Raw genomic sequence first — 24374 nt, 5'->3', positions numbered from 1 at the left:
ACATAGATGCCGCGTCCCTAGGGCGCGGCATTTTTCGTTTTGCTAAGGGATATCAGGACGTTTTGCGAAGGACGTAAACCTGAGCGCCATCTGCTTCGGTCACAGACACCAATTCGTGCCCGGATTCGTTGCAGTAATGTGGCACGTCTACAATGGCTGCGGGATCATCCGCGCGCAGTTCGATATACTGCCCGGGTGCCAACGTGCCAATGCGTTTGCGCAGCTTCAAAACCGGCAAAGGGCACAGCAGGCCGGTGGCGTCTATGTGATCAGAAATATCCATTCCTGCGACATAGTTGCCTTGTTACACCCTGTCCACAAGGATGTGACAATCGGTGACGTGACGCCGGGGTGGGAATTGATTATGTCAAACCCATGTTCGGATTCGAGATCATTGACGCAGGCCTTGCACCTGCCATGGCGATTGCCCTGTTTGCCGGGGTCATCTCCTTTCTAAGCCCGTGTGTTCTGCCGATTGTGCCGCCCTATCTGGCCTATATCAGCGGTGTGGCGTTGACCGATCTGACGGACCGGTCGCAAGCGCGCGCCAAGGCGTTTGTTCCGGCGCTGTTTTTCGTGTTGGGCCTGAGCACGGTGTTTTTGTTCCTTGGCTTTACGGCCTCGGCCATCGGGTCGATATTTTTGCAATATCAAGGCTGGTTCAACACGATTGCGGGGATCATCGTAATGATCTTTGGCGCGCATTTCGTTGGCGTTTACCGGATCGGGTTTCTTGACCGCGAAGCGCGTGTCGATGTGGGTGACCGGGGCGGATCGTCCTTTGGAGCCTATGTGCTTGGGTTGGCGTTCGCGTTTGGCTGGACACCGTGCATCGGCCCGCAATTGGGTGCGATCCTGTCGCTGGCCGCCTCCGAGGCGAATGTGGCGCGTGGCACTGTTCTATTGGCGATTTATGCCATCGGGCTTGGGGTGCCGTTCTTGCTGGTCGCAGCGTTCTTGCCGCGCCTGACGGGGCTGATGAGCTGGATGAAGCGCCATATGGAGCGGATCGAGCGTGTTATGGGCCTGTTGCTGTGGACCATCGGCTTGCTGATGCTGACCGGGGGCTTCTCGGCGTTTTCCTTCTGGCTTTTGGAAACATTCCCCGCACTTGCCGTGCTTGGTTGAGCCTTACTCTTGCCAAACTGCTGGTCTAAGGTGGCAGCGGTAAGAGGTGGGGCATGACAGGCAGCGTAAATCAAGTCGTTGGGCACCGGCGCGTTTTTTATATTCCGGGCTACGATCCGATCCATCCGCGCAGGTATCGCGAGCTATATCGCAAAGAGGGGGCCGCGCAGGCCGACACCTCGGGCTATGACGTGGCGTTGTCGCCCAAGGCTGCGGGCGGGCAGGGGCGATACGGCTGGCAAGTGCGGGCCCAGATCGACCAGCGGCAAATCCAAACCGAGTTCGAGGTTCTTGTCTGGTCCGACATCGTGCGCGACAGCATGGAGCAGGGCATTCTGGCCACCTATCTGCAACTTCTGCGCACGGCATGGGCGTACATCGCGTCGGGCGCGTTGTTTCGGCTGATGCGGTTGCGCAAAGGGCCGGTGATTGCGGCGCTGTATCCGGTGGGCATGTTGGTGCTGCAACTGCTTGTGGCCGTGCTGGCTGGCCATGTTGTGGGGCGCGGGCTGGCTTGGGCGGCGCAGGTTCTGCCGTTTGGGCCGGGCAGTGCCGGGGTGGTGACAGGGCTGGTCTATTGGTTGGGGCTTTTGCCCGTGGCTTGGGCTGTTTTGACTTGGTTCAAATCCAAAGATAATAAGCTCTTCGCCTATTACCTGATGCATGATTACGCCTATTCGGCGCGCTTCAACGGGGCCAATCCCCCCGAGCTTGAGGCGCGGATGGCAGAATTTACCGATGAGATCGCCGCCGCCTTGCGCGATCCGGTGGATGAGGTGTTGATCGTCGGCCATTCCTCGGGGGCGCATCTGGCGGTGTCGATCCTGTCGGACCTGATCCGCGCCGGGCAAGTGCCCGAGGGTGGACCGGTGCTGTCATTCCTGTCTTTGGGGCAGGTGGTGCCGATGGTGTCGTTCCTGCCGCGTGCACACCGCTTGCGCGCCGATCTGCGGTTTCTGAGTGCCAGCGATCAGGTGACGTGGGTTGACGTGACAGCGCCGGGTGATGGCTGTGCCTTTGCCCTGTGCGATCCGGTCAGTGTCAGCGGCATTGCGCCAAAGGGCAAACGCTGGCCGCTGGTGCTCTCTGCCGCCTTTACCCAAACCCTCAGCCCGGCGCGGTGGCGGGCTTTGCGGTGGCGCTTTTTTCGGCTGCATTTTCAATATCTCTGCGCCTTCGACCGGCCCGGCGATTACGATTATTTCCAGATCACGGCGGGGCCGCTGACGCTGGCCGAGCGGTATCGTGACAGGCGGCCATCGCCCAGCCGGATCGAAACGCCGGTTTCCAAATTTACCGAGATTTCAGCATGACGTTGCCGCCCAAACCCCCGGCCTGTGCCAAACGTGTGTCGCTATGGCGTTATATGAAGCTGTTTCGGCAAGATATTTTATCGGCGCAACCGGCGCATTTGTATCGCGCTTGGATGGCAGAATTTCGAACGCCGTTTTTCCGGTCGTTCCTGTGCAACCAGCCCGAACTGGTGGATCTCGTGCTGAAAGACCGCCCCGATGATTTTCCCAAATCCAACCGTATTCGCGAAGGGTTGGCGCCTTTGTTGGGCAATTCGGTTTTCGTCACCAATGGCGAAACTTGGAAACGGCAACGCCGGATCATCGACCCGGCATTCGAAGGCGGCCGCCTGCGCGACGTGTATCCGGCCATGCTGAAGGCCGGGCAGGCGGCGGTGGCCCGGCTTGAGGCGCAGGCCGATGGCCAGCCGGTTGAAATCGAAGCCGAGACCAGCCATGCGGCCGCTGACGTGATCTTTCGCACCCTGTTTTCCATCCCGATCGAGCATGAGGTCGCCGCGCAGGTGTTCGACAAGTTCCGCGCGCATCAGCGCGCGCAGCCGGTGCTGAACCTTGGGGCGTTTATCCCGTTGCCTGGGTGGTTCCCGCGGTTCCATAATGACAAGGCCCGGCGCACTGCGGTCGATATCCGCGGGCTGATCACCGGGCTCACGACCGACCGAATGGCGCAGATCAAGGCAGGCACCGCGCCGGATGATCTGGCGACCAAGATCATGACGACGCCAGACCCACAGACCGGCCAGACATTTGACACCGAGGAAATGGTCGATCAGGTGGCGATCTTTTTTCTGGCCGGGCATGAAACCAGCGCGTCGGCGTTGGCGTGGGCGCTGTATTTGCTGGCGCTCTACCCAGACTGGCAAGACAAGATCGTGGCTGAAACCGCAGATGTCATGCCGCAAGGCGCGCCAGATTTTGGCGATATCGCCAAGCTGAAAATCACCCGCGATGTGTTTCGTGAGACCCTGCGCCTTTATCCGCCGGTGCCGATGATGGTGCGCGAAGCGGCCTGTCCTGAAAGGTTCCGCGACCGCGAGGTGTCGCAAGGCGCGCAAATTGTCCTCAGCCCATGGCATCAGCACCGCCACGAACGGATTTGGGATAACCCCGATGCGTTTGATCCGGCGCGGTTTTCCACGCCCAACGGGCGCGACGGGCTGCGCTGTGCCTATATGCCGTTTTCGGCGGGCCAACGGGTGTGCACCGGCGCGGGCTTTGCCATGATCGAAGGCGTGTTGCTGCTGGCGCTGCTGGTGCGGGCCTATCGGTTCGAAGCCGTGGCTGAGCGCCCGGCGATGCCGGTGGCGCATCTGACGGTGCGCGGCAAGGATGGCATCTGGTTGAAGCTGACCAAGCGTAGCTAGAAAAGGCCCGGCAAAGTGGGGCCTTTCATGCATAAACTGCGCTGCGGCTCAGGCTTCGCGGCCCTCGGCCTTGAGGCGGGCGTGCAGGTTTGTGGCCTCGGGCGCGCCCGCCTCTAGCGCGAAGACATAGGCATGCGTCAGGTAAAAACACGACGCATCCACCGCATTGGCGCAGTCAGCGGCCTCGGCATATAGCTTGATCAGGGCGAAACGATCCTGCGCCTCGTGTGCGGAAATCATACGTGCATTCAGGTCATTCATTCTGCCGCCCTCGCTTTGGCGCGGTGGGTGTCCACCTTCGAGGCGACCCAAGCGTGGAAACAATGCGTCGGGCTGTCCATCACCGGCGAAAAGCGCCCGCCGTCGAACTGATCGGCGTGGCGACCCTTCTGCATGCCTTGGACGACAAAGATATCTTCTTCGAATACGGTTTTCCAAAGCTGGGTGTTGCGCATGCGCAGGCCTTCGTCGCTGTCGGGGACCGCGTAGTAAAGATGGATATGCTCAACCGTCTTTTCCGGGCCTTTCGGCTCAAGGATGATCGCAAAGGCATGGTCGCGATGTGTGCCCAGCAGGACATTGGGATAAACCGCGATATATTCGGCCTGTTCGTTCCATTTTGAGCCGACATCAGCGAAATCTGCAAAGGTTTCGCCGTTTTCATTGGTCAACTGGCGATAGACCATCGTGCCTTGGCCCGAATATTCGCCGGGTTTTTCGATGTTGTAATGATCTTCCAGCTTGGAATAGCTGTTCAGGCCCGGATGCACCCAAGGCAAGTGATAGCTTTCGCAGTAGTTTTCGACGGCCAGTTTCCAGTTTGTCTGCACCTCAAGGGTAAAGCGGCTGTCGTGGCCGCCATGATAAAGGGGCAGTTCAAATTCGCGCCAACGCTGCATGACATCGGCCATCGCGTCTTCAAAGGCGGGGGCATCGCCCGACACATTGATCCAGACCACATCGCGCCAGATGTGGCTGCGCACTTCGATCAGGCCCAGATCGTTGCGCTTGATCGCGTCGTGCGTGTTATGACCCGGCCCGCCGACATGCGGTGTGGCCACCAGATCGCCTTTGGTCGAATAGCACCACGAATGGTAGGGGCAGCGAATGGCGCCTTCGATCTTGCGCGGCTCTTCCACCAAGATCATTCCGCGGTGTCGGCAGATGTTCTGAAAGACCCGCACATCGCCGTCCTTGTCGCGCAGCAACAGGAGGGGCGTGCCCAGAAATTCCATCGGCACGGCATCGCCGGGGTCTGGCACATCGGCGGCGACAGCCAGACCGGCCCATTGCGAAAAGATCAGAGCCTGTTTTTCTTCGTTGAAAACGACAGGGTCGATGTAATGCGCGTTCGGCAGGCCGTTGGCGTTTTCAACGCTGTTCCGGACATTCGACAGATCGGTCACGGTCTCGGTCATGGCTGCGGTCTCCTATTTTGCGGGTCTTACTACCCCCAAAACAGGAATTCCGCCCTGTTGACCGCCAATTCGCGACGCGAGTTTCCTTCGGGCGACGTGCTGTGGCGATTTGCCGTGACGGGCCTTAGGTGCCGCGTGACAGGGCGGCGACACCGGTGCGGGCAATTTCCAGCAGGCCAAGCGGGCGCATCAGCTCGGCAAAGGCTTCGATCTTGTCAGGGGTGCCGGTGATTTCAAACACGAAGCTGCCCAAGGTGCTGTCGACCACATTGGCGCGGAAGATATCGGCAAGGCGCAGCGCCTCAACCCGCTTTTCGCCTTCGCCCTCGACCTTGATCAAGGCGAGTTCGCGTTCAACGGCGCGGCCCTCGACCGTCAGATCGTGCACCTCGTGGACCGGCACGATGCGGCCCAACTGGGCCTTGATCTGCTCGATCACCTGCGGTGTGCCGGTGGTGACGATGGTGATGCGGCTTGTGTGGCCGGTGTGGTCCACCTCGGCCACGGTCAGGCTGTCTATGTTGTATCCACGCCCCGAAAACAGGCCGATCACCCGCGCCAGAACACCCGGTTCGTTATCCACTTTTACCGCCAATGTGTGTGTCTCGGTGACATCCGAGAAATTGGGGCGAAGGTTATAGGCCGAATGCTTGGAGGAGCCTTTTTTGATTTGCAGGGCTGACATGTTCTTGTTCCTTGATAAATGGTGCGCAGTAAATGCGCACCCTACGAGGGATGGGGTAGGGTGCGCATTTACTGCGCACCCCGAAACGGTCAAACCAATACCGCGCCGCCTTCTTTGATGGCATCCTTGGTCGAGGCTTCGCCAAGCAACATGTTGTTGTGCGGCTCGCCCGAGGGGATCATCGGGAAGCAGTTTTCATGCTTTTCCACCAGACAATCAAAGATCACTGGCCCGTCGTAGTTGAGCATTTCCATGATCGCGTCATCCAGATCGGCGGCGTCTTCGCAGAGGATACCCTTGGCGCCAAAGGCTTCGGCCAGCTTGACGAAATCGGGCAGGGCCTCGGACCAGCTGGAGGAATAACGCTCACCATGCAGCAATTCCTGCCACTGGCGCACCATGCCAAGCCGTTCGTTGTTCAGGATGAACTGTTTGACCGGCAGGCGATACTGCACCGCTGTGCCCATTTCTTGCATGTTCATCAGCCAGCTTGCTTCACCGGCCACGTTGATGACCAAACTGTCAGGATGCGCCATTTGCACGCCGATCGACGCCGGAAAGCCATAGCCCATGGTGCCAAGCCCGCCGCTGGTCATCCAGCGATTGGGATCGTTGAAGCCAAGATACTGCGCGGCCCACATCTGATGCTGGCCGACCTCGGTGCAGATGTAGCGGTCATGCTCTTTGGTCAACTCTTCGAGACGCTGCAAGGCGTATTGCGGCTTGATCGTCTTGCCCGTCTGCTTGAACGACAGGCAATCAACCTTGCGCCACTCTTCGATCTGCGCCCACCATTTTTGCAGGCCTTCGCGGTTCACCTTGCGGCCGCGCGATTTCCAGACTTTCAGAACGTCTTCCAGCACGTGGCCGATATCGCCGATGATCGGAATATCTGTTTTGATGACCTTGTTGATCGAACTGGGGTCGATATCGATATGGGCCTTTTTCGAATCCGGGCTGAAGGCATCAAGACGCCCGGTGATCCGGTCATCGAATCGCGCGCCGATGTTGATCATCAGATCACAGCCATGCATTGCCATGTTGGCCTCGTACAGGCCGTGCATCCCCAGCATCCCCAGCCAATGTTTCCCATTGGCCGGATAAGCGCCAAGGCCCATCAGGGTCGAGGTGATCGGCACGCCGCTGGCCTCGACCAGTTCTCGCAGCAATTGACTGGCCGCCGGGCCAGAATTGATGACGCCGCCACCAGTGTAGAAAATCGGCCGCTCGGCCACTTCCAGGGCTTCGACCAGTTCCATGATCTCGGCCATGTCGCCCTTGACCTGCGGTTGATAGTGGTCGGTCTTGGCTTTTTGCGGTGGCACGTATTCAGCGCTGGCAAACTGCACGTCCTTGGGCAGATCGACCAGAACCGGGCCGGGCCGGCCAGAGGTTGCGACATGAAACGCCTGATGCATAGTGTCGGCCAGGTTCTTGGTGTCGCTGACCAACCAATTGTGCTTGGTGCAGGGGCGGGTGATGCCGACGGTATCCGCCTCTTGGAACGCGTCGGTGCCAATCATGAAGGTCGGCACCTGACCCGACAAAACGATGATCGGGATCGAATCCATCAGCGCATCGGTCAGGCCGGTCACGGCATTGGTTGCACCGGGGCCGGATGTGACAAGTGCAACGCCCGGTTTGCCGGTGGACCGCGCATAGCCTTCTGCGGCATGCACCGCGCCTTGTTCATGGCGCACCAACACGTGCCGAATATCATTTTGCTGAAAGACTTCGTCATAAATCGGTAGGACAGCCCCGCCAGGGTATCCGAATACGACGTCCACACCCTGATCCTTGAGGGCCTGAACCACCATTTTCGCTCCGGTCATCTGACGTGTCATTTGCTTACTCCGTTCATGACGTCAATGTTCATTCACACAAAAAAGCCCCCGGTCGGACGGGGGCGCATGGGGTACCTCTATGGCGTCCGTTACCGGCCCATGCGCCACTTTCCTACGACTACGATCAAACGTCCCATATCGGGAGGCTCCTTACTTTGTGTGTCCGCGACCTTATGGGCAGTCCAAGGGAGCGTCAACCGCATTTTCCAGCATAAATGTCGCAATCAGGGGTAATTTCTTTGCATTTGTTGCGCGGTGGAGTAGGATTGCGCAATTGACCTTGATGTGGAGCGCGGTCGGGCAAGGCGGTGGGCCAGAGTCAATCCATATGATGACACGATAAGCGCGCATACGCCGAATGTTTCTGGTCGTCGTGTCTGGGCGTGGTGAACAGGGGCTTGGGCGTGTTGGCTTCGCGCCCGGCAGGTTGTGACGGACTGAGATGTGCCGCACGCGATGGATTCGCCTTGGTCAATCAGACGCAGCGCATCGTCACCGGGCGCAGCAACGTCGGTCCTCGAAGACCGGCTTGTGTGGCGTCTTGTCACAGCTCCGAGCCGCAAATTCAGCTCGGGTGTGATCATTTATTGTATTTCTTGCCTTGCCTTGCCTGCGAACGGCCAATTTTTCAGAAGAACCAGCGCAATTCCTTGGGTCTAGGTATTTTCTATGGCGGAATGTGCGGTTAACCTATACCCGTTTGAACCGATCCGCGCGCCCGAACTTTGTGGTTTGGGCGCGCATCAAATCAATCTGGGAGGAAGAAAACCAATGGATCGACGCTCATTTTTGAAAAATACCGCGGTTGGCGGGACCGCAGCAGCAGCGGCCACCGCGCTGGCCGCACCTGCCTATGCCCAAGGCAAACGCACCTTGACCATGGTGACGACTTGGGGCCGTGGTCTGGCCGGTGTGCATGACAGCGCACAATACTGTGCCGATACGATCACCGCGATGACCGACGGCGCGCTGACCGTTGATCTGAAAGCCGCGGGCGAACTTGTGGGCGCCTTCGAAGTGTTCGATGCCGTGACCGCCGGTCAGGCTGACATGTTCCATGGCGTGGATTACTACTTCCTCAGCCAGCATCCCGCGCTTTCATTCTTTAGCCAAGTGCCGTTCGGGATGACTTTCCAGGAATTCAACAACTGGTTCTACCATGATGGCGGTCGTGAACTGGCCGATGACGTGTATTCGATCTTTGGCCTCAAAAGTTTCCCCGCCGGTAATACCGGGCCGCAGTCGGGTGGCTGGTTCGCAAAAGAGATGAACAGCGTCGACGATTTCCAAGGTCTGCGTTTCCGCATGCCCGGCCAAGGCGGTCAGGTGCTGGGCAAACTGGGCGCATCGGTGCAGAACCTGCCCGGCGCCGAAGTGTATCAGGCCCTTGCATCGGGCGCGATTGACGGCACCGAATGGATCGGGCCGTGGGCCGATGAAAAGGCCGGTTTCCAGGAAATCACCAAGTTCTATTACACCGCCGGTTTCCACGAGCCGGGTCCGAACCTGAACCTGAACCTGAACCTTGATGTTTACGAAAGCCTGACTTCGGCCCAGCAAAGCATCGTGGAAAACGCGGCGCGCGCTTCCAACCTGTGGACCATGTCGTTGTTCATGGCCAATAACTCGGCCGCGTTGCAGCGTCTTCAGTCGGGCGGTGTCAAACTGATGAGCTTCTCGGATGAAATCTGGGATGCCTTCGGTGCTGCCTCCAAGGAAGTGATCGAAGAGCCGCTTGGCGATGACCTCTACAAGACATGCTATGACAGCTACATGGCGTCGTTGAACAGCTCTGCCGCATGGGGCAGCCGTTCAGAGGGCACGTACTCCGCACAGCGCAACCGCGTTATGGGCCTGTAATCTTAGATGTCTCATAAGACCCGTGCCCCTGCTATCTAAGCCGGGGCACGGGGTAGTCTGTGCGCGCAACACATGATCCGGTGTGCGCCAGACATCAGCTTTCAAACAACCAAGGATTCAGCTTATGGATGAAACAGCCTCGACCGGAGCCTTTGGTGCCTTGGTTGATATGATCGTTGGGTTGTTCAGTGGAATCGGCTACGCCTTCTACAATCTGGGCTATGCCCTGACGCATCCGCAGCTATGGCTGGACTGGTCCGACAAGACCGCGATCATGCGCTTTGTCTATTACGGCGGGTCGGTTGAGTTCTTTTTCGTCATCTTTACGACGTTTCTTGTGATCACAGCCGTCGGGTTTTGGAAAAACAGCTTCATGTGGGGCTGTGTTCGTGTGCTGGAAGGATTTGCAAACACGGTTGGCCGCTTTTTTGCTTGGGCCGGGTTGTTGATGGTGGTCCAGCAGATCATCATCGTGTTTCTGCAACGCATCTTTGCGCGGCCGGATATCGTGATCGGCTTTGGTATCCCGCTGGAAATGGACATCAGCTGGTGGGCCGAAGAACTGAAGCTTTACAATGCCTTGGTGGTCACTCTTTGCGCGACTTATACGTTTGTGCAGGGCGGGCATGTGCGCGTTGATCTGGTCTATTCCGCCGTGCGCTTTCGGACCAAGAAGATGATCGACATGATCGGATCGCTTGTGTTCATGATGCCGATGGCGGTGCTGATCTGGTTTTATGGCTGGTTCTTCATGTGGCGCCATCTGATTGTGCCAAACCCATCCGCCAGCGACACCCTCGATCGGTTGCTTTTGAAATCCCGCGCCCTGCGCTGGAACGTCGAAACGATCGGCTTTTCGCCCAACGGGTTTAACGGCTATTTCCTGTTTAAAATCTTGCTGGTGGCCTTCGCCGCAATGATTTTCCTACATGCGATCGCGTTTTTCTATCGCTCTTATCTGGAATGGAAAGAGGGCGAGGACAGTGCCGGTAAATATCTCGACAAGGATAGCCTTGGCGAGGGTGAAGAAGCCTTTGAGGGCACTCATTAAAGGGACAGGACCACATGTTATTCGGACTTGACGGCGTCGAGATCGGCCTGATCATCGTCTTTTTGTGCCTCTTCGGGGGGATCTTGTCGGGCTTTCCGGTGGCCTTTGCCATTGGTGGCGCGGGGGTTATCTCATTCGGGATCATCGCGGCGATGGACAGCGCCGGGCTGTTGATCCATCAGGCGATTGATACTTCCAGCCAAGCCTATAATTCGCTTGTGGGAACGGGCGTTCGCCCCGAGACCATATCGACCTTCCGATATCCCGACTTGCCTCGAATAGGTGAGCCTGTGTTCCCGCAAGGCTGGGAATTCGCTCTTGACCGCAACGTCAGCTTCGTTGTCAACCGGATCAACGAACGTGTGCTGGCGGGGCAATCGATTGAAACGCTGCTTGCGGTTTTGATGTTCGTTTTGATGGGCATCACGCTTGAGCGCTCGAAGATCGCCAACGACCTGCTGACGACCATGGCGCGGGTGTTTGGCCCGCTGCCGGGTGGCCTGGCCGTGTCGGTTGTGGTTGTCGGTGCGTTTCTGGCGGCGTCGACCGGCATCGTGGGGGCCACGGTTGTGACCATGGGCCTGCTGAGCCTGCCCACCATGTTGCGCAACAATTACAGCCCTACGATCGCCACCGGCGTGATCGCGGCCAGCGGCACCTTGGGGCAGATTATCCCGCCGTCGATCGTAATCGTTTTGCTGGGCACGTTGGCGGGTGATTTGTATTCGTCAGCTCAGGAAGCGCGGGCGCAGACGGCAGGGTGCACGGATGCTTTGACCTATCTTGGGGAACCGGCGGTTGTGTCTGTGGGGACATTGTTCCAGGCGGCGCTGTTGCCGGGGATATTGCTGGCGCTGCTGTATGCTCTTTATGCATTCGGCTACGCGCTGTTTAATCCCAAACGCGCACCCGCCGTTGAACTGGGCAGCCCAAACAGTGAGGCCGTCACGCGCGGCGAGGCGTTCACATGGTTCCTTGGTGTGCCTGTGGCGCTGATCGCGGGTATGCTGCTTTTGGGTCAGGTGAACATCATCGGCTCGCAAAACTTGCAGGTCGACAGCTTTACCGACCGGGGCGAGTCCGCAGAATTGCGCACAAATGTCGGGGATGAATGCAAGGCGTCGATGATCGAGCTGCATGGCCAAGACGCTTGGGATGATGCCGTGGCCCAGAAAGCCGCCATTGATGAGGCCGGTGGGCAGGAAGAAAGCACACGCCTGAGCCCCGAACAGATCGCCGAGCTTGTCGTCGAGAAAGAGGCCAATGCCGCACCGATTGGCACCGGAGTTGCGACGATCATGTTGATCTTGGCGCTGATCCTTGCGGTGGCGCGCGGGGTCAGCCCGTCGTCACCGCCCGCGCCGCTTTTGATCGGTGGCTTGGGGATCGTTCTAGGACTTTTGGCCGATATCGTGCTGATTGCACCATCGACCAGTTCGGGCCTGTCTTTGGTGATCCTAGCGATACCCTATGCCATGGCGCTTTATGGCTGCACCCACGCGGCCAAGCGCCTTGCGCAAAACGATCTGATCCGCGTGGTCTTTCCGCCCTTGGTTCTGATCGTGGCGGTGTTGGGGTCGATCCTTGGCGGGATCACCAACCCAACGCCGGCTGCGGCGCTTGGTGCGGGTGGGGCGATCATGTTGGCGGCCTATCGCCGGCTGAAGGATATCGACCGTTCGGCCATGGTGATCATCTGGTCGACCTTCGCAATCATCGTCGCAATCTTGCTGGGCATCAACTTTGACTTGCGGATCAACAATGATGACGTGCCGCTGGAAAGCTGGCTGGCATTCTTCGGGGCCTATGCCGCCTATCTCTATGCCGCTTTTGGCTTGCTGTATTCCTGCTGGGTTCTGTTCTCGGGCGGTATCCTGACGCCGGTGGTCCGTGAAACGGCCAAGGTCACCTCGATGGTGTTCACCATCCTGATCGGCTCGCAGCTATTGAACCTTGTGGTCATCTCATTCGGGGGTGAGCATTATATCCAGCAATTCCTGCGCAGCTTTGACAACGAATACAAAGTGTTCCTGGTCGTGATGCTGGTGCTGTTCGTGCTTGGCTTTGTTCTGGATTTCCTAGAGATCATCTACATCGTTGTGCCAATCGTCGGGCCGGTCATCTATGGCGGCACCTTCGATCCGAAATGGGTGACGATCATGATCGCGGTGAACCTGCAAACCAGCTTTTTGACGCCGCCGTTTGGCTTTGCCTTGTTCTACCTGCGCGGGGTGGCCCCGAAAGAGGTGACAACAGGCCATATCTACCGCGGCGTGGCGCCTTTCGTGCTGATCCAAGTGCTGGGCTTGGCGATCCTGTGGTTCTTCCCCGAGATTGTCACGATTGTGCCCTCGCTGATCGGGTAGGACGTCCGGGCCAGAAACCGGATGCAAACTCGTAAAAGGCCGCTCTTTCGGGGGCGGCCTTTGGTTTGTGGTGCTTTCCCCTGTCCTCTGCGCATGCGACAAGGTGGGCCACATGAATAATGAGGCACAGCATGACATTACCGAACTTCGGGTTCCTGACCGCAGGTGATATTCGCTTTGGTCGCGGTGCGGCACAAGACGCGGCTGGCGCTGTGCTTGGCTATGGGCGCAACGTGCTTCTGGTGGTTGGTGGCAACGCCGACCGGTCCACGTGGTTGCGCACTGCGTTGGGGCAGGCCGGGGCGGGGGTCACGCTGTTTTCCTGCCGGTCTGAACCCGATGTCGCCTTGATCGAACAGGGCGTTGCAGCGGCGCGCGCGGCCAAGGCACAGGTGGTTGTGGCCCTTGGCGGCGGGGCGGTGATTGATGCCGGCAAGGCGATTGCCGCACTTGTCCCGGCCACCCGGCCGCTTGTGGATCACCTTGAGGTCGTGGGGCAGGGCCTGCCGTTGGATCATGCGCCACTGCCGTTCGTGGCTTTGCCCACCACCGCCGGGACCGGGGCCGAGGTGACCAAGAATGCGGTGATCGGCGTGCCGACAGCCGGGCGCAAGGTGTCGCTGCGCGACAATCGGATGCTGGCCGATCTGGCGATCATCGACCCGGCCCTGACCGATGATGCGCCATGCCTTGTGACGCTAGCCAGCGGTTTGGACGCGATCACGCAGGTGATCGAGCCGTATATCTGCCGCAAGGCCAACCCGCTGACCGATGCTCTGTGCCGTGATGCCATCCCGCGCGGGCTGGTGGCGCTCAAGGCACTGATGCAAGGTGAAACCCCCAATGCCCGCGACGAGATGGCTTGGGTGAGCCTGTGCGGCGGGCTGGCCCTTGCCAATGCCGGGCTTGGCGCGGTGCATGGCTTGGCCGGGCCGATTGGCGGGCTGACAGGCGCGCCCCATGGGGCGGTCTGCGGGCGCTTGTTGCCCTTTGTGTTGCAGCGCAACGCACAGGGCGCGACGGGGGAACTGGCAACGCGCTTGGCCGAAATTCGCGGCTGGATCGCGCAGGCGTTCGAGTGCGCGCCGGACGAAGCGACCCAAGCACTGGCCGATTGGTCGGCGCGCTCCGGGCTGCCGGGGCTGGCTGAGATGGGGGTGCACTCTGGCGATTACGCGACATTGGCCGAGGCTGCATTGGCCGCCTCGTCGATGAAGGGCAACCCGGTTGAGCTGTCACAGGCAGACTTGATCGCCGTGTTGGAGCAGGCGGCCTAAGCCACTGGCGCGGCCCGTTGCACCATGCCGAACAGGTCGCGCGGATCGTCTGGATCGGCCAGCAGGTCTAGCGGCAGATACAGATCGGTGCCGCCGATATGATCGCGGACATAGCGCAGGGCGCTGAAATCTTCGATCGCAAAGCCGACGCTGTCAAACAGGATGATTTGGCCTGCGCTGGTGCGACCGGGCTTGGTGCCGTTGATCACCTCCCAGATTTGCGTCACGGGATGATCGGGGGGCAGTTGCTGAATCTCGCCCTCTATCCGGGTTTGTTCGGGGTATTCCACGAAGATGTCACTGCGGTGCAGCACGCCGGGGGCCAGTTCGGTCTTGCCGGGGCAATCACCGCCGATGGCGTTGATATGCACACCACTGCCGATCATGTTGTCGGTCAGGATCGTGGCATATTGTTTGTCGGCGGTGCAGGTGGTGATGATCTGTGCGCCTTCCATCGCGGATTCGGCGCTGTCGCATACATGAACATTCAGTCCCAAGCCCTTGAGATTGTGTGCCGTTTTATGCGTGGCGGCGGGGTCAATATCCCACAGGCGCACGGATGTCAGGCCACAGATCGCTTTCATCGCAAGGCTTTGGAATTCCGATTGCGCGCCGTTGCCGATCATCGCCATGGTATCGGCCCCTTTGGGCGCAAGGTGCTTGGCCACCATGCCCGAGGTGGCCGCAGTGCGCAGCGCTGTCAGCACGGTCATTTCCGACAAAAGCACCGGATAGCCGTTGCTGACATCGGCCAGCAGGCCAAAGGCGGTGACGGTTTGCAGCCCGTTACGGGTGTTCTTGGGGTGGCCGTTGACATATTTGAACCCGTAAACTTCCCCATCCGATGTGGGCATTAGTTCGATCACGCCCTCGGTGGAATGGCTGGCGATACGCGGGGTCTTGTCGAACAAATCCCACCGGCGGAAATCCTGTTCGATATAATCGGCCAAGCCGCGCAACATCGGTTCAATCCCGATATGGTGCACAAGTTTCATCATGTTCTCGACCGAGACGAAGGGCACGAGGGCCTTGTCGGAAGGGGGTGTTGCGGGCATAGGAGTATCCTTTTTACGCAAAGGCTTGTGTGGGGCGATCAAAAACACGACGACCAAGGGCGGAGGCCGCAAGATCGACCATGACCTGCGCTGTGCGCCCACGCTCATCCAGAAACGGGTTAAGTTCGACCAGATCGAGCGAGGTCATCAAGCCGCTATCGCAGATCATCTCCATCACCAGATGCGCCTCGCGTAAGGTGGCCCCGCCGGGAACCGTGGTGCCGACAGCGGGGGCGATGACCGGGTCCAGAAAATCAACATCAAGCGACACATGCAGCGCGCCGCCCGCTTTGGCCACGCGATCCAGAAAGCCCGCCAGCGGTTTGGCGATGCCGGTTTCGTCGATTTGGCGCATGTCATGTGTCACGATGCGCGAGTTTTGCAGCCTGTCGCGTTCGGCCGGATCGACCGACCGCAAGCCCAGAATGCAAATATGATCTTCGGGGATCGGGGCGCAGACCTGCGGAAAGCCGCAAAACCCGTCGGCTCCGGTGGCATAGGCCAAGGGTGTGCCGTGCAGGTTGCCTGAACTGGTGCTGTGCGGCGTGTGAAAATCGCTATGGGCGTCCAGCCAGAGCACAAACTGCGGTTTGCCAATCTTTGCGGAATGGGCCGCAACCCCCGGAACAGAGCCCAAGGACAGGCTGTGATCGCCACCCAGAAAAATTGGCAGGCCATCGCGCATGGCGCTTTCCGCTGTTTTGGCAATGGCTTGAGTCCAGCCGATGGTTTGCGACGGTGCGTGTATATGGGCCGGTAGATCGGTTTGGGTGTCACACGGTTCGGGCGACAGGTTGCCAAGGTCGCAGACGCTGTGCCCCAGATCGGCAAGCGCCGCGCCAAGACCGGCCACGCGATACGCGTCGGGGCCCATCAGGCACCCGGGTCTGGCTTTGCCACTATCGACCGGCGCGCCGATCAGGATGCAGGTTTCTGGCGTCATGAGGATCGCTCTGTAATGTGAAGATATCTAAAAATTGTTGCAAAATAGGTTGAGTGACAGCCGTCAAATTGCACTAATTGGTGGTTAATTGATCAAACTGATAAGGTATATTGCCGTTATGGATGAAACAGACCGCAAGTTAATCTCGGCCCTGCGTCATGATGCACGGGCGTCTCTGTCGGATCTGGCGACCCGTTTGGGGGTGTCGCGAAGCACGGTCAGGGGCCGGATGGAACGGCTGAAACAGTCGGGCGAAATCGTCGGATTCAGCGTGGTTTTGCGCGGTGATACGGCGCGCGATCCGGTGCGCGGGCTGATGATGATCGGAATCGAAGGCCGCGGCGCGGATCGCATTATTCGCCAACTCAATGGGTTAAGCGCAGTGCGGGCGGTGCATACCACGAACGGACGGTGGGATCTGATCGTGGAAATCGGCACCGATACATTGGAGGCTCTGGATGCGACGCTGGCGCAGATCCGCAAATTCGATGGCATATCCAGTTCGGAAACCAGCCTGTTGTTGAATACACGCAAGGCCGGTGGCTGAACTGCTGGCCGACGTGACGGGGATACGCCAGATTTGAGCGTGTCAGGCTTGTTTGCGGATGCGCCATGCAGCGGCAAGCCAGACCACCGCCAGACCAAGCGAGGCCAGCATGTTCCAACTGGCCATCGACAGGCCGAACATCTCCCACGGGACTTCGTCACAGCGAATGACGGGCGCGGCCATGATCTGATCAAACAGGGCATCCGTGCTCACACCGGCGGGGCTGGTCGAGCTGCACGAGGACGGACCAGCCCACCAAGCGCGTTCAACGCCAGTATGATAAAACGCAATCCCGGTGGTGGTCAGCGCGGCAACGGCGCCTGCAAGGGCAAGCGACGCGCGGGGCAGGGCAAACGCCACGAGCCCAATCACGATGGCGGCCACGTGCGGATAGCGTTGCCACAGGCACAGTTTACACGGCGGCATGCCACCGATGTGCTGAAAACCAAATGCGCCCACCATCAGCAGGGCCGATCCGGCAGCGGCAAGGACAATCAAAGCACGGTGCGTCAAGATCATGGTCGTGGCTCCCTTCACAAATGCCGCACGAGGTAGAACCCACCGAACAGAAGGGCAATGAACACGATCGTGACCAGCCCAAGCCGCCGTTCGATGAAATCACGCACCGGAGCACCGAATTTCCACAACAACGCGGCGACAAGGAAAAACCGCAGACCGCGCGCAAGGATCGAGGTGGCGATGAACGTGGCCAATGGCATCCCGGTCCAGCCAGACATGATGGTGATCACCTTGTAGGGAAATGGTGTCATGCCCGCGATCAAGACCGCCCAAAATCCGACATCGTTGAACCGCGTGTTGAATTCGGCCATCGAGTCGGCCTTGCCAAGCGATTCAAGAATGGGCTGACCGATGCTGTCATAGGCCAGTGCCCCGATCGCATAGCCCAAAAGCCCCCCCAGAACGGATGTCACCAGTGCGACCAGCGCCACCAGCCACGCGCGGGAAGGGCGGGCCAGAATCATCGGAATCATCAAAACATCGGGGGGAATCGGAAAGACCGAGCTTTCGACAAAGGACACAGCGCCAAGCACCCACAGCGCGCGCGGGTGGCTGGCCATCCGGATTGTCCAATCATAAAGCCGTCTGAGCATGGCGAAAGGCCTTGTTTGCAAGAAGTGTCGTCTCTGACCATGGCGGCGTGGGACGGTCAAGCCTGTGCGGCATAAAATTGGCCGCGCCCTCTGGACCTTGGCGCGCAGCTTGGATAGAAGGTCGATCCGTGCCCAAGTGGCGGAATGGTAGACGCAGGGGATTCAAAATCCCCCGATGGCAACATCGTGTGAGTTCGAATCTCACCTTGGGCACCACTGCAAAATCAAACACTTAGTGGAAAATTGGAAGCGGCGAAGATAGCCGCCGGGGTGGGCGTGTAAGCATTTTGTAAGCAAGTTACGCGCAGTTCATCACCGGCCAGAATCGGTGCGCGGTGAGAGGAAAAAGAAAAGTCATCATCCGGTTCCAGTCTGCGGCGAAAGTCCAGGCATAAGGGTCACCCAGCGCCGTGCCCTTGACCATCGCCAGCGCGGCGGGCGTGACTTTCTCGCCGCGCTCGGCGTCCATGCGGACTTTGCGCGAGGTGACGCCAGTCTTTTCGGCCTGATCGCGGTCGAAAGAGGAAATGTTTTCCTCTTTGTCTGCCGTCGCCTTGCCATGCCCCGTCTCCGGGTGTTTCCGCAGATACGCCTCTTTGCGCTTGGCGGATCACGCGGCCTTGATAAGCCTGCGGAATCGGTCAGCGTCAAAGCGTTCGGCCACCGCCTCGGGGTCCAGCCCGGTAAAGACGCAAACAAGCTGAAAGTCGCTCGATCCTATCCAGCCCGCATCTTTGCCCTTCGCAGCGTCATGGAGCCCAGCGGTCAGCACCGACTGCCACAAGCGGGCCTCGGGCGTGCGGGTCATTGCCGCCGCGCCCCCTCAGCTTCCAGCCGGGCACGTTCGCGGGTCATCTCGATCAGCAAGCCGTTGACGTGTTCCTGCGCCGCGGCAACTCTGATACGCCCCCTTAGGGTGCACGCCCCCGAACCGGCGAACCGGCACGACGCCGGGGGCGTGCTGGCACCGCGCGGAACTTTGACCGCCGTGCCGTCTGACTTTGGGAAAAAAGACAAAACCCTAGCCAGCGTCTCTTTAAGCCTCGATTCCGAACACGACAGCCTTAAGGGCTTCGGAGTTCTGCACCGCGCCACCGATGCGGCTATAGGCGTAGAAGTGCACATTGGGCTTGTCGGTGAACGGGTCGCGCAGCAGGCGCAGCCCCGGACGCTCGATAATGATATAGCCCTGCTCGAAGTCCCCAAACCAGATTGCAGGTGCATCGGCCCCAATATCCGGCATGAATTCGTCGAGTTCCACGGGATAGCCCATCAAGAGGGGCGGTTGCCCAGCCGCGAGGCTATCGGCCCAGAGAAAGCGGCCATCCGCGTCTTTCATCTTGCGCACCGCGCCTGCGGTCTTGCTGTTCATCACCCACCGGGCATTCGGTCGGAAATGCGATTGCAGGCTGTGCACCACGTCCACAATGATATCTTGCGGTGTGGACGCTGCGAAGTCACCCGAGACGCCGGTGAAATGCGCTTGGATATTGCCCCAAGTCCGGGTTGCATCCTCGGTGCTTTCGAGTGTGGATGCCGTTATCCCCAGCGGCTTCTTGATCCCGTCGCCAGTGGCGAAGGCGGCACCAGCGGCACGCCCCAGCTTGTCGGCAATGCGTCCCGAAAGCCAATCCCCGAGGGGGTAGCGGCTATCGTCCAGCATCCGTTGTGTGATCTTCTGATTTGCATAGACCTCGTGCAGAGGCACGTCGAGCAAAGCAAAATCCGCCGTTGCGGTTGTCGGTCGGGCCTCTGTCTCGCCCACCCATGCTGTGCCTACGTCGCCTAGGTCTTGCGGCTCTTGGAAGTTTGAGCCGCTTTCGATGGTGACGCGGCGGGCCAGCCGGGCAATCGCAGACTGCGCGAATTGGCGCTGCATGATCTGGTCAGAGATTGCCGGAAAGACCGTTGCACCGCCCTTGGACAGATCGCCCCCGCCGGTGCCGTCAATGCTCAAATCAGCGCGTGGCCGGAATTTGTCCAGCGCGGATTCGACCCCACGGCCGAAAGCTGCAATCGCGTCATGTTCTGCACGCGGGTTGCCGCGCGGGGTTGCTTGCCCCGTGCCGTTGAGATTCATCGCGGCAATCTTGCTCGCATGTTCGTCTACCGTGTCGCGAAGTTCTTGCACCTCGCCTTGGTGCTTGTCTTTGAAGGCGCGAAAATCGCCGTTGATGCCTTCGATCAGGGATTTTACGTCGCTGCCTTGCGCGCGCACCGCTTGAATCCCGCGGATTTTTGCGTGTTTCATCTCACACACTCCTATAGCTGCCCCGAAGGGCGTTTCGTTTTGGGGATATGGCGCAGCGCATGGCGTGCGGGTTCCGGGCCGATCCGGTCGATCTTCTGGATAGCGCGCGGCGTATCCTGAATTTCGGGCCATTGGCGCAGCGCAAGGCAATGCACCTCTGACAGCATCAAAATACCTCATTGCAGTGTTGCTTTCAATGACAATTCGCCGCGTTCGATCTCGTCAGCCATGTCTCGCAGCCATTCCGCCGCCCCAATCGGGCCGCATGTGTGTTGCGCCAAAGTGATGCCCACACCAAGGAAGGCGGTCGTAACCTGCTCGTCGTTCATCGCACCGCCTTTGCGGATGCTTTCGGCGGTTTCAGCCAGCTTCTGGAAAAGGTGGTCGCGGATTTGATCTCGTGTTTCTGTGGTCATGTCGTGGTCCTTTCGTGGTGGTATCCCCCTACCCCATTGCGGGGCGCGGATATTGCAAACGGAGGGGGGCAACAGGTTTCCGCTTTGGGGGGTTGTGAACAATTAGCCGCCCCCCCGTGCCATCGCGGCGGTCGTGGTTCTGTCGACAAAGTCGCTTGCGCGCGTGTCGCAGAAACTTGTCGCGATAGAAAAAGAGGCGTTTTCTTGTCTGTATTCGTGCGCGCAAGCGACAAAGTCGACAAAAGTCATACTTTCCCCCGGCTCAGGTCTTGGATTGTTTCGCGGGCTCTCCTGCGACGTTTGGTTTCGCGGGCGGCGTGATCGGTGAATTTCGCGCGAACCGCCGGGTTCACCTGCCAGTGTGGCGGCGATGACGGGCGCGGCGGGTCGATACGATCCAGCCAGCCAAGGGCGGCAAGTTGTTCCAGCAGCGGGCGGATTTCTTGTTCGCGCAAATTGCGCATTGTCCGGATGCTGCGTTGCACGTCCCGGTTTGTGATCCGTTCAACTTTGTGTGCGAGTATATAGCCCGCAATCGCGGTCAGCCTGTCGTGATCGTCAGACAAGCCCAGAACGCCGCTGTAAAAGCTGATAGCGTGTGCCAGCAGGAAGCGGTGCAGAAACTCCGCAACGCGCTGTGCAGTGGCCTCTTTGACTGTGATAGGCAATTCCTGACCTGCATGTTCAATGCAGTGCCAGACAATGCACAGACGCGCGAACAAGCCGTCATATTTGCCGATATGTGACGCCAGTTTGCGGTTGATGGTTTCCAGCGATTGCAGATCAAGGTGACGCGCTTCCAGATCCCGGCGAATTGCCTGCGCCCCGCTGTCAAACTCCAATGTATTGCCCTGCACAAATCCCGGCGGGGTCAGCTTGCGCAGCCCTTCGATCAAGGCGCGATAGTCGGCATTGATCGGCGGCATGGGTTCATCGCGGCCCATCGTGGCGGTGCGTAAGGTGATCGGAAAGAGGCGTTGCAACAGGCCATCGTCAACGCTGTCGCCTGCAATCTTGCGCAGGGGTTCGGGCTGGATGCCCCCCAGCATTGAAACACTCAGATTGTCGATGATCGCAGCCCCGCGCCCTACGCGGTTCAAGGCGAATTGCCCGCCGTTGAAACTGCGCAGCCAAAACGCCCGGTCGGCTTGCGCGCCCTTGCCGCCGTTGTATTTGTCCATCTGCCCGAAAAAGCCGCTCAATTCATCCTGCAAAAGCAGCACACCCCAGGGGCTACCCTCTAGCACCTGTTGCGCGGCCTCTACGGTCGCATCCTCGATGCGAAGCCGGGTTTGCGGCGGGCGCGGCATGGCCTTCTTATCGTCTGCGCTCAGGGCTTCATATTCCGCGACGTTCTGTTGCCATGTGCGCATCATGTCCACGTCAAGGCGGCATAGCGGCCCGGTCGCGGCGGATATGATCGGGCTTTTCTTGGCGGATGGTGGCCCCATCAGCGCAGCCCAAAGGCGCGCGCTCTCGGTCCAGTCATCGTGCCGTTTGACCTTGATCTGCACCGCGTCTGGTATCGCGGCTGCACAAGTCACCAGCGCAGCCATTGCCAACCCGGCGGGGTCTGCGCCCATCTGTGCCCCATTGGCGCGGGCAAAATCTTCGATGATCGGCGGCAACAACCCTTGCGGCAATTCCGGCGGGTCAAAGCTGCCCCAAAGGTCAACCGGATCGCCAGCAGGTGCAGGTTCGGCAAATTTATCAAACCCGCTGTCGATAGAGTTTTGCACGTTCTTGTCATAGACCGTGCAAATCTCCCTCACGAACGCTTCCACAAACCGTTTGTTGTATCCCTGCGCCGCCATGCTGGCGGCAATGTCGCGCACGCTTTTGTGCTTTTCGCCGTCTGTTCGCATACCGCGCAGCAGGCGCGCATAATCATATGCGGTCTTGCCTTGCTGACCCGTGTCGATCCGCGCGGCCTGTGCGCCGTTTTGCGCCCCGCTGGCGGGCTTTGCTGCGTCCTGTAGGGGCAACGCCCCGGCGGCGTCGTGAAGGCATTCCAGCGCGTCGTGCAGGTCGATTTCGGCGGCCTCATTGCTAGACACGATACGCGCAAGACGCGGTTTGCCCTTGCGATGCAGACTGCCCGGCCATCGGATCGGATGCACAAGCGGCGCGTTCGTGTCATCCCCTCCCACCAGCTTTGTCGCAAGCGCACGGGCTGACTTTAAAAGCTCATGATCGTCAACGTCTTGCGTCGGTTCGTTTAAGCGCCAGTGTAAGTGCAGCTTGTCTTGCAATTCGCCTGTTTCGGGGTCGGTCCACTCTCCCCCCGACGCCACGATGATTGTTGCCGGGCCTAGCAGGCTTTCCAGCTTGGCGCGCGACTTGAAGGGCGTTTGATCACAGTCAACCGAAAGCGCTACGCCCTCCGCCACGTTCTCAGCCTTCCCGTTTCGGCCATCCTTGAACGTCACCACGGGCGGGCAGAATACAATCGCCTGTGCTGCGGTTGCGCACCGCTCCGCCAAGGTTGCGGCGTGATCTTTGACAGGCGCAAGCCCGCTACCGTTGATCTGGACGGCCTCAATAGCAAATGGCGGCTTGCCCTTTTCCCGGTCATCAAAGGCGCGCAAGGAAACAAAGCCGCCCTCGCTGGCATAGGGAAACAGGGTTTCGACAAAGGTGCTGATTTGATCCGGGTCAGTTTTGATTGCAGCCATCAGCTTGCCCCCCAGATCAACGCGGCGATTGCCTGCGCTTGCGCTTCGGTCAGCCCGTGAAGGCGCATCAGCATTTTGATTTGAATCTGTCTCATTTCATGCTCTCCGAAACCGGAAAGCCGCTCACGTTGCAGACGCGGGCAAGGTCTGCCAGCATCCGCACCTCGATCTGGTCGCGGGCCTCCTCGGGTGGTAGTCCGCGCACAAATGCCCAGCGAAGGCACCACGTTCCGCGCCCGCCAACGTCGAGTCCGAAAGCGCAAAACGATTGCGCCCCCTTCGGTGTCGGGCTGCATCCGGGCAGGCTTCCCGCCTCGGCGGCCGTGACGCGCAGCACAATCGGCTTGCAGTTATTTCGGATCAGGTCCGCAAAGCCGCGCGCCAGCACCTTGCGGGCGGTCGGGTTGGACACAAAGCCATTACGGCCATCCGGTTGCAGTGCGTTTTGCGCCATTACGGCGGCGATCTTATCCGCGTTCTTTTTCGCCGCGCGGATTGCGGCTCTGTTCTGCTTTCTCATTGCTCGTGCCTTGTAGTTGCCCACAACGGCCCGGTCAGTTATGCTGTAACAATCGTGCTTGCCCGCTCGATCAATTCCAGCCCCGCCCGCGTGCCGCCGTGGGTGGGGTTTTATTTTTCCAGTTCGATGATCTCGGCCCCGCCGTTGCGGCGGCGGATTTCGGCCCGAAGTTCGCCGGCGTGTGCAGCGTGGCGTTCGGCCATGGCCTGCACCACATCGGCAATCGCGTCAGTTGCACCGGGCACGCCATCAAGGCGACGTAACAGCATGTCCAGCGCCGCGCCGGTATCCTCGCCCACGGCTTCCATCGTGCGGCGGATCACGTCTTTTTCCCAGTTCATTGCGCCGCCTCCCCAGCTTCACCGCGCGCTTGTGCGGCTTCGTCAGGTGTCACACTGGTGCTTTCGCCACCGTGCCCCACCCATTCCAAGGCGTGCGCTTTTTCGGCTTCGGTCAGCTTTCCTTGCGCTGCTGTCAATGAGCGTTCAAAACTGACCCGTGTTCAGCGTTTAATTTTGACCCAGCCTATGCGGTGCAAAGCCCCCAGGC

General features: G+C 59.5%; 26 protein-coding genes and 1 tRNA gene. 9 read left to right on the top strand and 18 right to left on the bottom strand.

The genetic code is table 11. The annotated features are described in order from the left end of the window. Positions 1-52: 52 nt before the first annotated feature. Positions 53-283: a sulfurtransferase TusA family protein gene (locus HAT86_RS12165; RefSeq protein ID WP_167197983.1), complete on the bottom strand. Its 231-nt coding sequence runs from the start codon at positions 281-283 to the stop codon at positions 53-55. 92 nt (positions 284-375) lie between these two features. Here HAT86_RS12165 and HAT86_RS12160 point away from each other — a divergent pair, with 92 nt between their 5' ends. From HAT86_RS12160 to HAT86_RS12150, 3 genes are read left to right on the top strand one after another with little or no spacing between them, the layout of a single operon-like run. Then, on the top strand, positions 376-1128 hold the full coding sequence (locus tag HAT86_RS12160; RefSeq protein WP_167197979.1) for a cytochrome c biogenesis CcdA family protein: 753 nt from the start codon (positions 376-378) through the stop codon (positions 1126-1128). Between the two features lie 53 nt (positions 1129-1181). Next, positions 1182-2441 carry a hypothetical protein gene (locus tag HAT86_RS12155; protein WP_167197976.1) on the top strand — a complete coding sequence of 420 codons (1260 nt, stop codon included), beginning with the start codon at positions 1182-1184 and terminating at the stop codon, positions 2439-2441. Then, positions 2438-3805 (top strand): cytochrome P450, encoded by a 1368-nt coding sequence (locus HAT86_RS12150; protein ID WP_167197973.1) that lies wholly within the window; start codon positions 2438-2440, stop codon positions 3803-3805. Before HAT86_RS12155 ends, HAT86_RS12150 begins: the two co-directional genes overlap by 4 nt. A gap of 48 nt (positions 3806-3853) precedes the next feature. On the opposite strand, the gene HAT86_RS12145 is transcribed toward HAT86_RS12150, so the two are convergent. The 4 genes from HAT86_RS12145 to HAT86_RS12130 all read right to left on the bottom strand — a co-directional run bounded on the left by HAT86_RS12145 (position 3854) and on the right by HAT86_RS12130 (position 7752). Further along, positions 3854-4066, bottom strand: coding sequence for a hypothetical protein (locus HAT86_RS12145; protein ID WP_167197970.1), 213 nt, complete (start codon positions 4064-4066; stop codon positions 3854-3856). After that, entirely contained in the window at positions 4063-5223 is a 1161-nt protein-coding gene (locus tag HAT86_RS12140; protein WP_167197967.1) for an aromatic ring-hydroxylating oxygenase subunit alpha, read from the bottom strand. Before HAT86_RS12140 ends, HAT86_RS12145 begins: the two co-directional genes overlap by 4 nt. A gap of 124 nt (positions 5224-5347) precedes the next feature. After that, positions 5348-5908: an acetolactate synthase small subunit gene (ilvN, locus tag HAT86_RS12135; protein ID WP_167197964.1), complete on the bottom strand. Its 561-nt coding sequence runs from the start codon at positions 5906-5908 to the stop codon at positions 5348-5350. An 89-nt stretch (positions 5909-5997) separates the two neighbouring features. Next, entirely contained in the window at positions 5998-7752 is a 1755-nt protein-coding gene (locus tag HAT86_RS12130; protein WP_167197944.1) for an acetolactate synthase 3 large subunit, read from the bottom strand. Between the two features lie 771 nt (positions 7753-8523). On the opposite strand from HAT86_RS12130, the gene HAT86_RS12125 reads away from it, so the two are divergent. From HAT86_RS12125 to HAT86_RS12110, 4 genes are all read left to right on the top strand, one after another. Then, the gene (locus HAT86_RS12125; protein ID WP_167197941.1) at positions 8524-9612 is read left to right on the top strand and encodes a TRAP transporter substrate-binding protein; all 1089 of its coding nucleotides are present in this window, start codon (positions 8524-8526) and stop codon (positions 9610-9612) included. A gap of 124 nt (positions 9613-9736) precedes the next feature. Continuing rightward, a complete protein-coding gene (locus HAT86_RS12120) occupies positions 9737-10663 on the top strand; it encodes a TRAP transporter small permease subunit (RefSeq protein WP_196780600.1) in 927 nt (308 codons plus the stop codon). Between the two features lie 14 nt (positions 10664-10677). Next, complete coding sequence (locus HAT86_RS12115) at positions 10678-13029, top strand: TRAP transporter large permease (RefSeq protein WP_167197938.1); 2352 nt, start codon at positions 10678-10680, stop codon at positions 13027-13029. 131 nt (positions 13030-13160) lie between these two features. Beyond that, positions 13161-14306 carry an iron-containing alcohol dehydrogenase gene (locus HAT86_RS12110; RefSeq protein ID WP_167197935.1) on the top strand — a complete coding sequence of 382 codons (1146 nt, stop codon included), beginning with the start codon at positions 13161-13163 and terminating at the stop codon, positions 14304-14306. On the opposite strand, the gene HAT86_RS12105 is transcribed toward HAT86_RS12110, so the two are convergent. Both HAT86_RS12105 and rocF read right to left on the bottom strand, forming a co-directional pair. Continuing rightward, positions 14303-15361 (bottom strand): ornithine cyclodeaminase, encoded by a 1059-nt coding sequence (locus HAT86_RS12105; RefSeq protein ID WP_167197931.1) that lies wholly within the window; start codon positions 15359-15361, stop codon positions 14303-14305. The two genes, HAT86_RS12110 and HAT86_RS12105, sit on opposite strands and share 4 nt — an antisense overlap. Before the next feature lie 13 nt (positions 15362-15374). Further along, positions 15375-16304 (bottom strand): arginase, encoded by a 930-nt coding sequence (gene rocF, locus HAT86_RS12100; RefSeq protein WP_167197928.1) that lies wholly within the window; start codon positions 16302-16304, stop codon positions 15375-15377. Positions 16305-16422: 118 nt separating this feature from the next. Here rocF and HAT86_RS12095 point away from each other — a divergent pair, with 118 nt between their 5' ends. Then, complete coding sequence (locus HAT86_RS12095) at positions 16423-16851, top strand: Lrp/AsnC family transcriptional regulator (RefSeq protein WP_167197926.1); 429 nt, start codon at positions 16423-16425, stop codon at positions 16849-16851. Positions 16852-16893: 42 nt separating this feature from the next. Here HAT86_RS12095 and HAT86_RS12090 read toward each other — a convergent pair whose 3' ends face one another. Further along, the gene (locus tag HAT86_RS12090; protein WP_167197923.1) at positions 16894-17370 is read right to left on the bottom strand and encodes a disulfide bond formation protein B; all 477 of its coding nucleotides are present in this window, start codon (positions 17368-17370) and stop codon (positions 16894-16896) included. A 14-nt stretch (positions 17371-17384) separates the two neighbouring features. After that, positions 17385-17963: a YqaA family protein gene (locus HAT86_RS12085; protein ID WP_167197920.1), complete on the bottom strand. Its 579-nt coding sequence runs from the start codon at positions 17961-17963 to the stop codon at positions 17385-17387. Between the two features lie 130 nt (positions 17964-18093). On the opposite strand from HAT86_RS12085, the gene HAT86_RS12080 reads away from it, so the two are divergent. Continuing rightward, positions 18094-18179 (top strand) — tRNA-Leu (locus tag HAT86_RS12080). 82 nt (positions 18180-18261) lie between these two features. Here the strand turns inward: HAT86_RS12080 and HAT86_RS12075 are convergent. From HAT86_RS12075 to HAT86_RS12035, 9 genes are all read right to left on the bottom strand, one after another. Further along, positions 18262-18432: a hypothetical protein gene (locus HAT86_RS12075; RefSeq protein WP_167197917.1), complete on the bottom strand. Its 171-nt coding sequence runs from the start codon at positions 18430-18432 to the stop codon at positions 18262-18264. Between the two features lie 141 nt (positions 18433-18573). After that, positions 18574-18771, bottom strand: a complete 198-nt coding sequence (locus HAT86_RS12070; protein WP_167197914.1) for a hypothetical protein — start codon at positions 18769-18771, stop codon at positions 18574-18576. 228 nt (positions 18772-18999) lie between these two features. Beyond that, positions 19000-20214, bottom strand: coding sequence for a phage major capsid protein (locus HAT86_RS12065; protein WP_167197911.1), 1215 nt, complete (start codon positions 20212-20214; stop codon positions 19000-19002). A gap of 11 nt (positions 20215-20225) precedes the next feature. Further along, entirely contained in the window at positions 20226-20381 is a 156-nt protein-coding gene (locus tag HAT86_RS12060) for a hypothetical protein (RefSeq protein ID WP_167197908.1), read from the bottom strand. Between the two features lie 9 nt (positions 20382-20390). Continuing rightward, positions 20391-20630, bottom strand: a complete 240-nt coding sequence (locus tag HAT86_RS12055) for a hypothetical protein (RefSeq protein WP_167197906.1) — start codon at positions 20628-20630, stop codon at positions 20391-20393. A gap of 245 nt (positions 20631-20875) precedes the next feature. Beyond that, entirely contained in the window at positions 20876-23305 is a 2430-nt protein-coding gene (locus HAT86_RS12050; protein WP_167197903.1) for a DUF3987 domain-containing protein, read from the bottom strand. Positions 23306-23396: 91 nt separating this feature from the next. Beyond that, positions 23397-23825 (bottom strand): hypothetical protein, encoded by a 429-nt coding sequence (locus tag HAT86_RS12045; protein ID WP_167197900.1) that lies wholly within the window; start codon positions 23823-23825, stop codon positions 23397-23399. 110 nt (positions 23826-23935) lie between these two features. Next, positions 23936-24166, bottom strand: coding sequence for a hypothetical protein (locus HAT86_RS12040; RefSeq protein WP_167197897.1), 231 nt, complete (start codon positions 24164-24166; stop codon positions 23936-23938). Further along, the gene (locus tag HAT86_RS12035) at positions 24163-24303 is read right to left on the bottom strand and encodes a hypothetical protein (protein WP_167197894.1); all 141 of its coding nucleotides are present in this window, start codon (positions 24301-24303) and stop codon (positions 24163-24165) included. Before HAT86_RS12035 ends, HAT86_RS12040 begins: the two co-directional genes overlap by 4 nt. Positions 24304-24374: the final 71 nt, after the last annotated feature.

This window comes from Roseovarius gahaiensis (assembly GCF_011601345.1).
GTDB classification, from domain to species: Bacteria; Pseudomonadota; Alphaproteobacteria; order Rhodobacterales; family Rhodobacteraceae; genus Roseovarius; species Roseovarius gahaiensis.
Note: the sequence above shows the minus strand (reverse complement) of the source record. Positions and strands in the feature narration are given on the sequence as shown.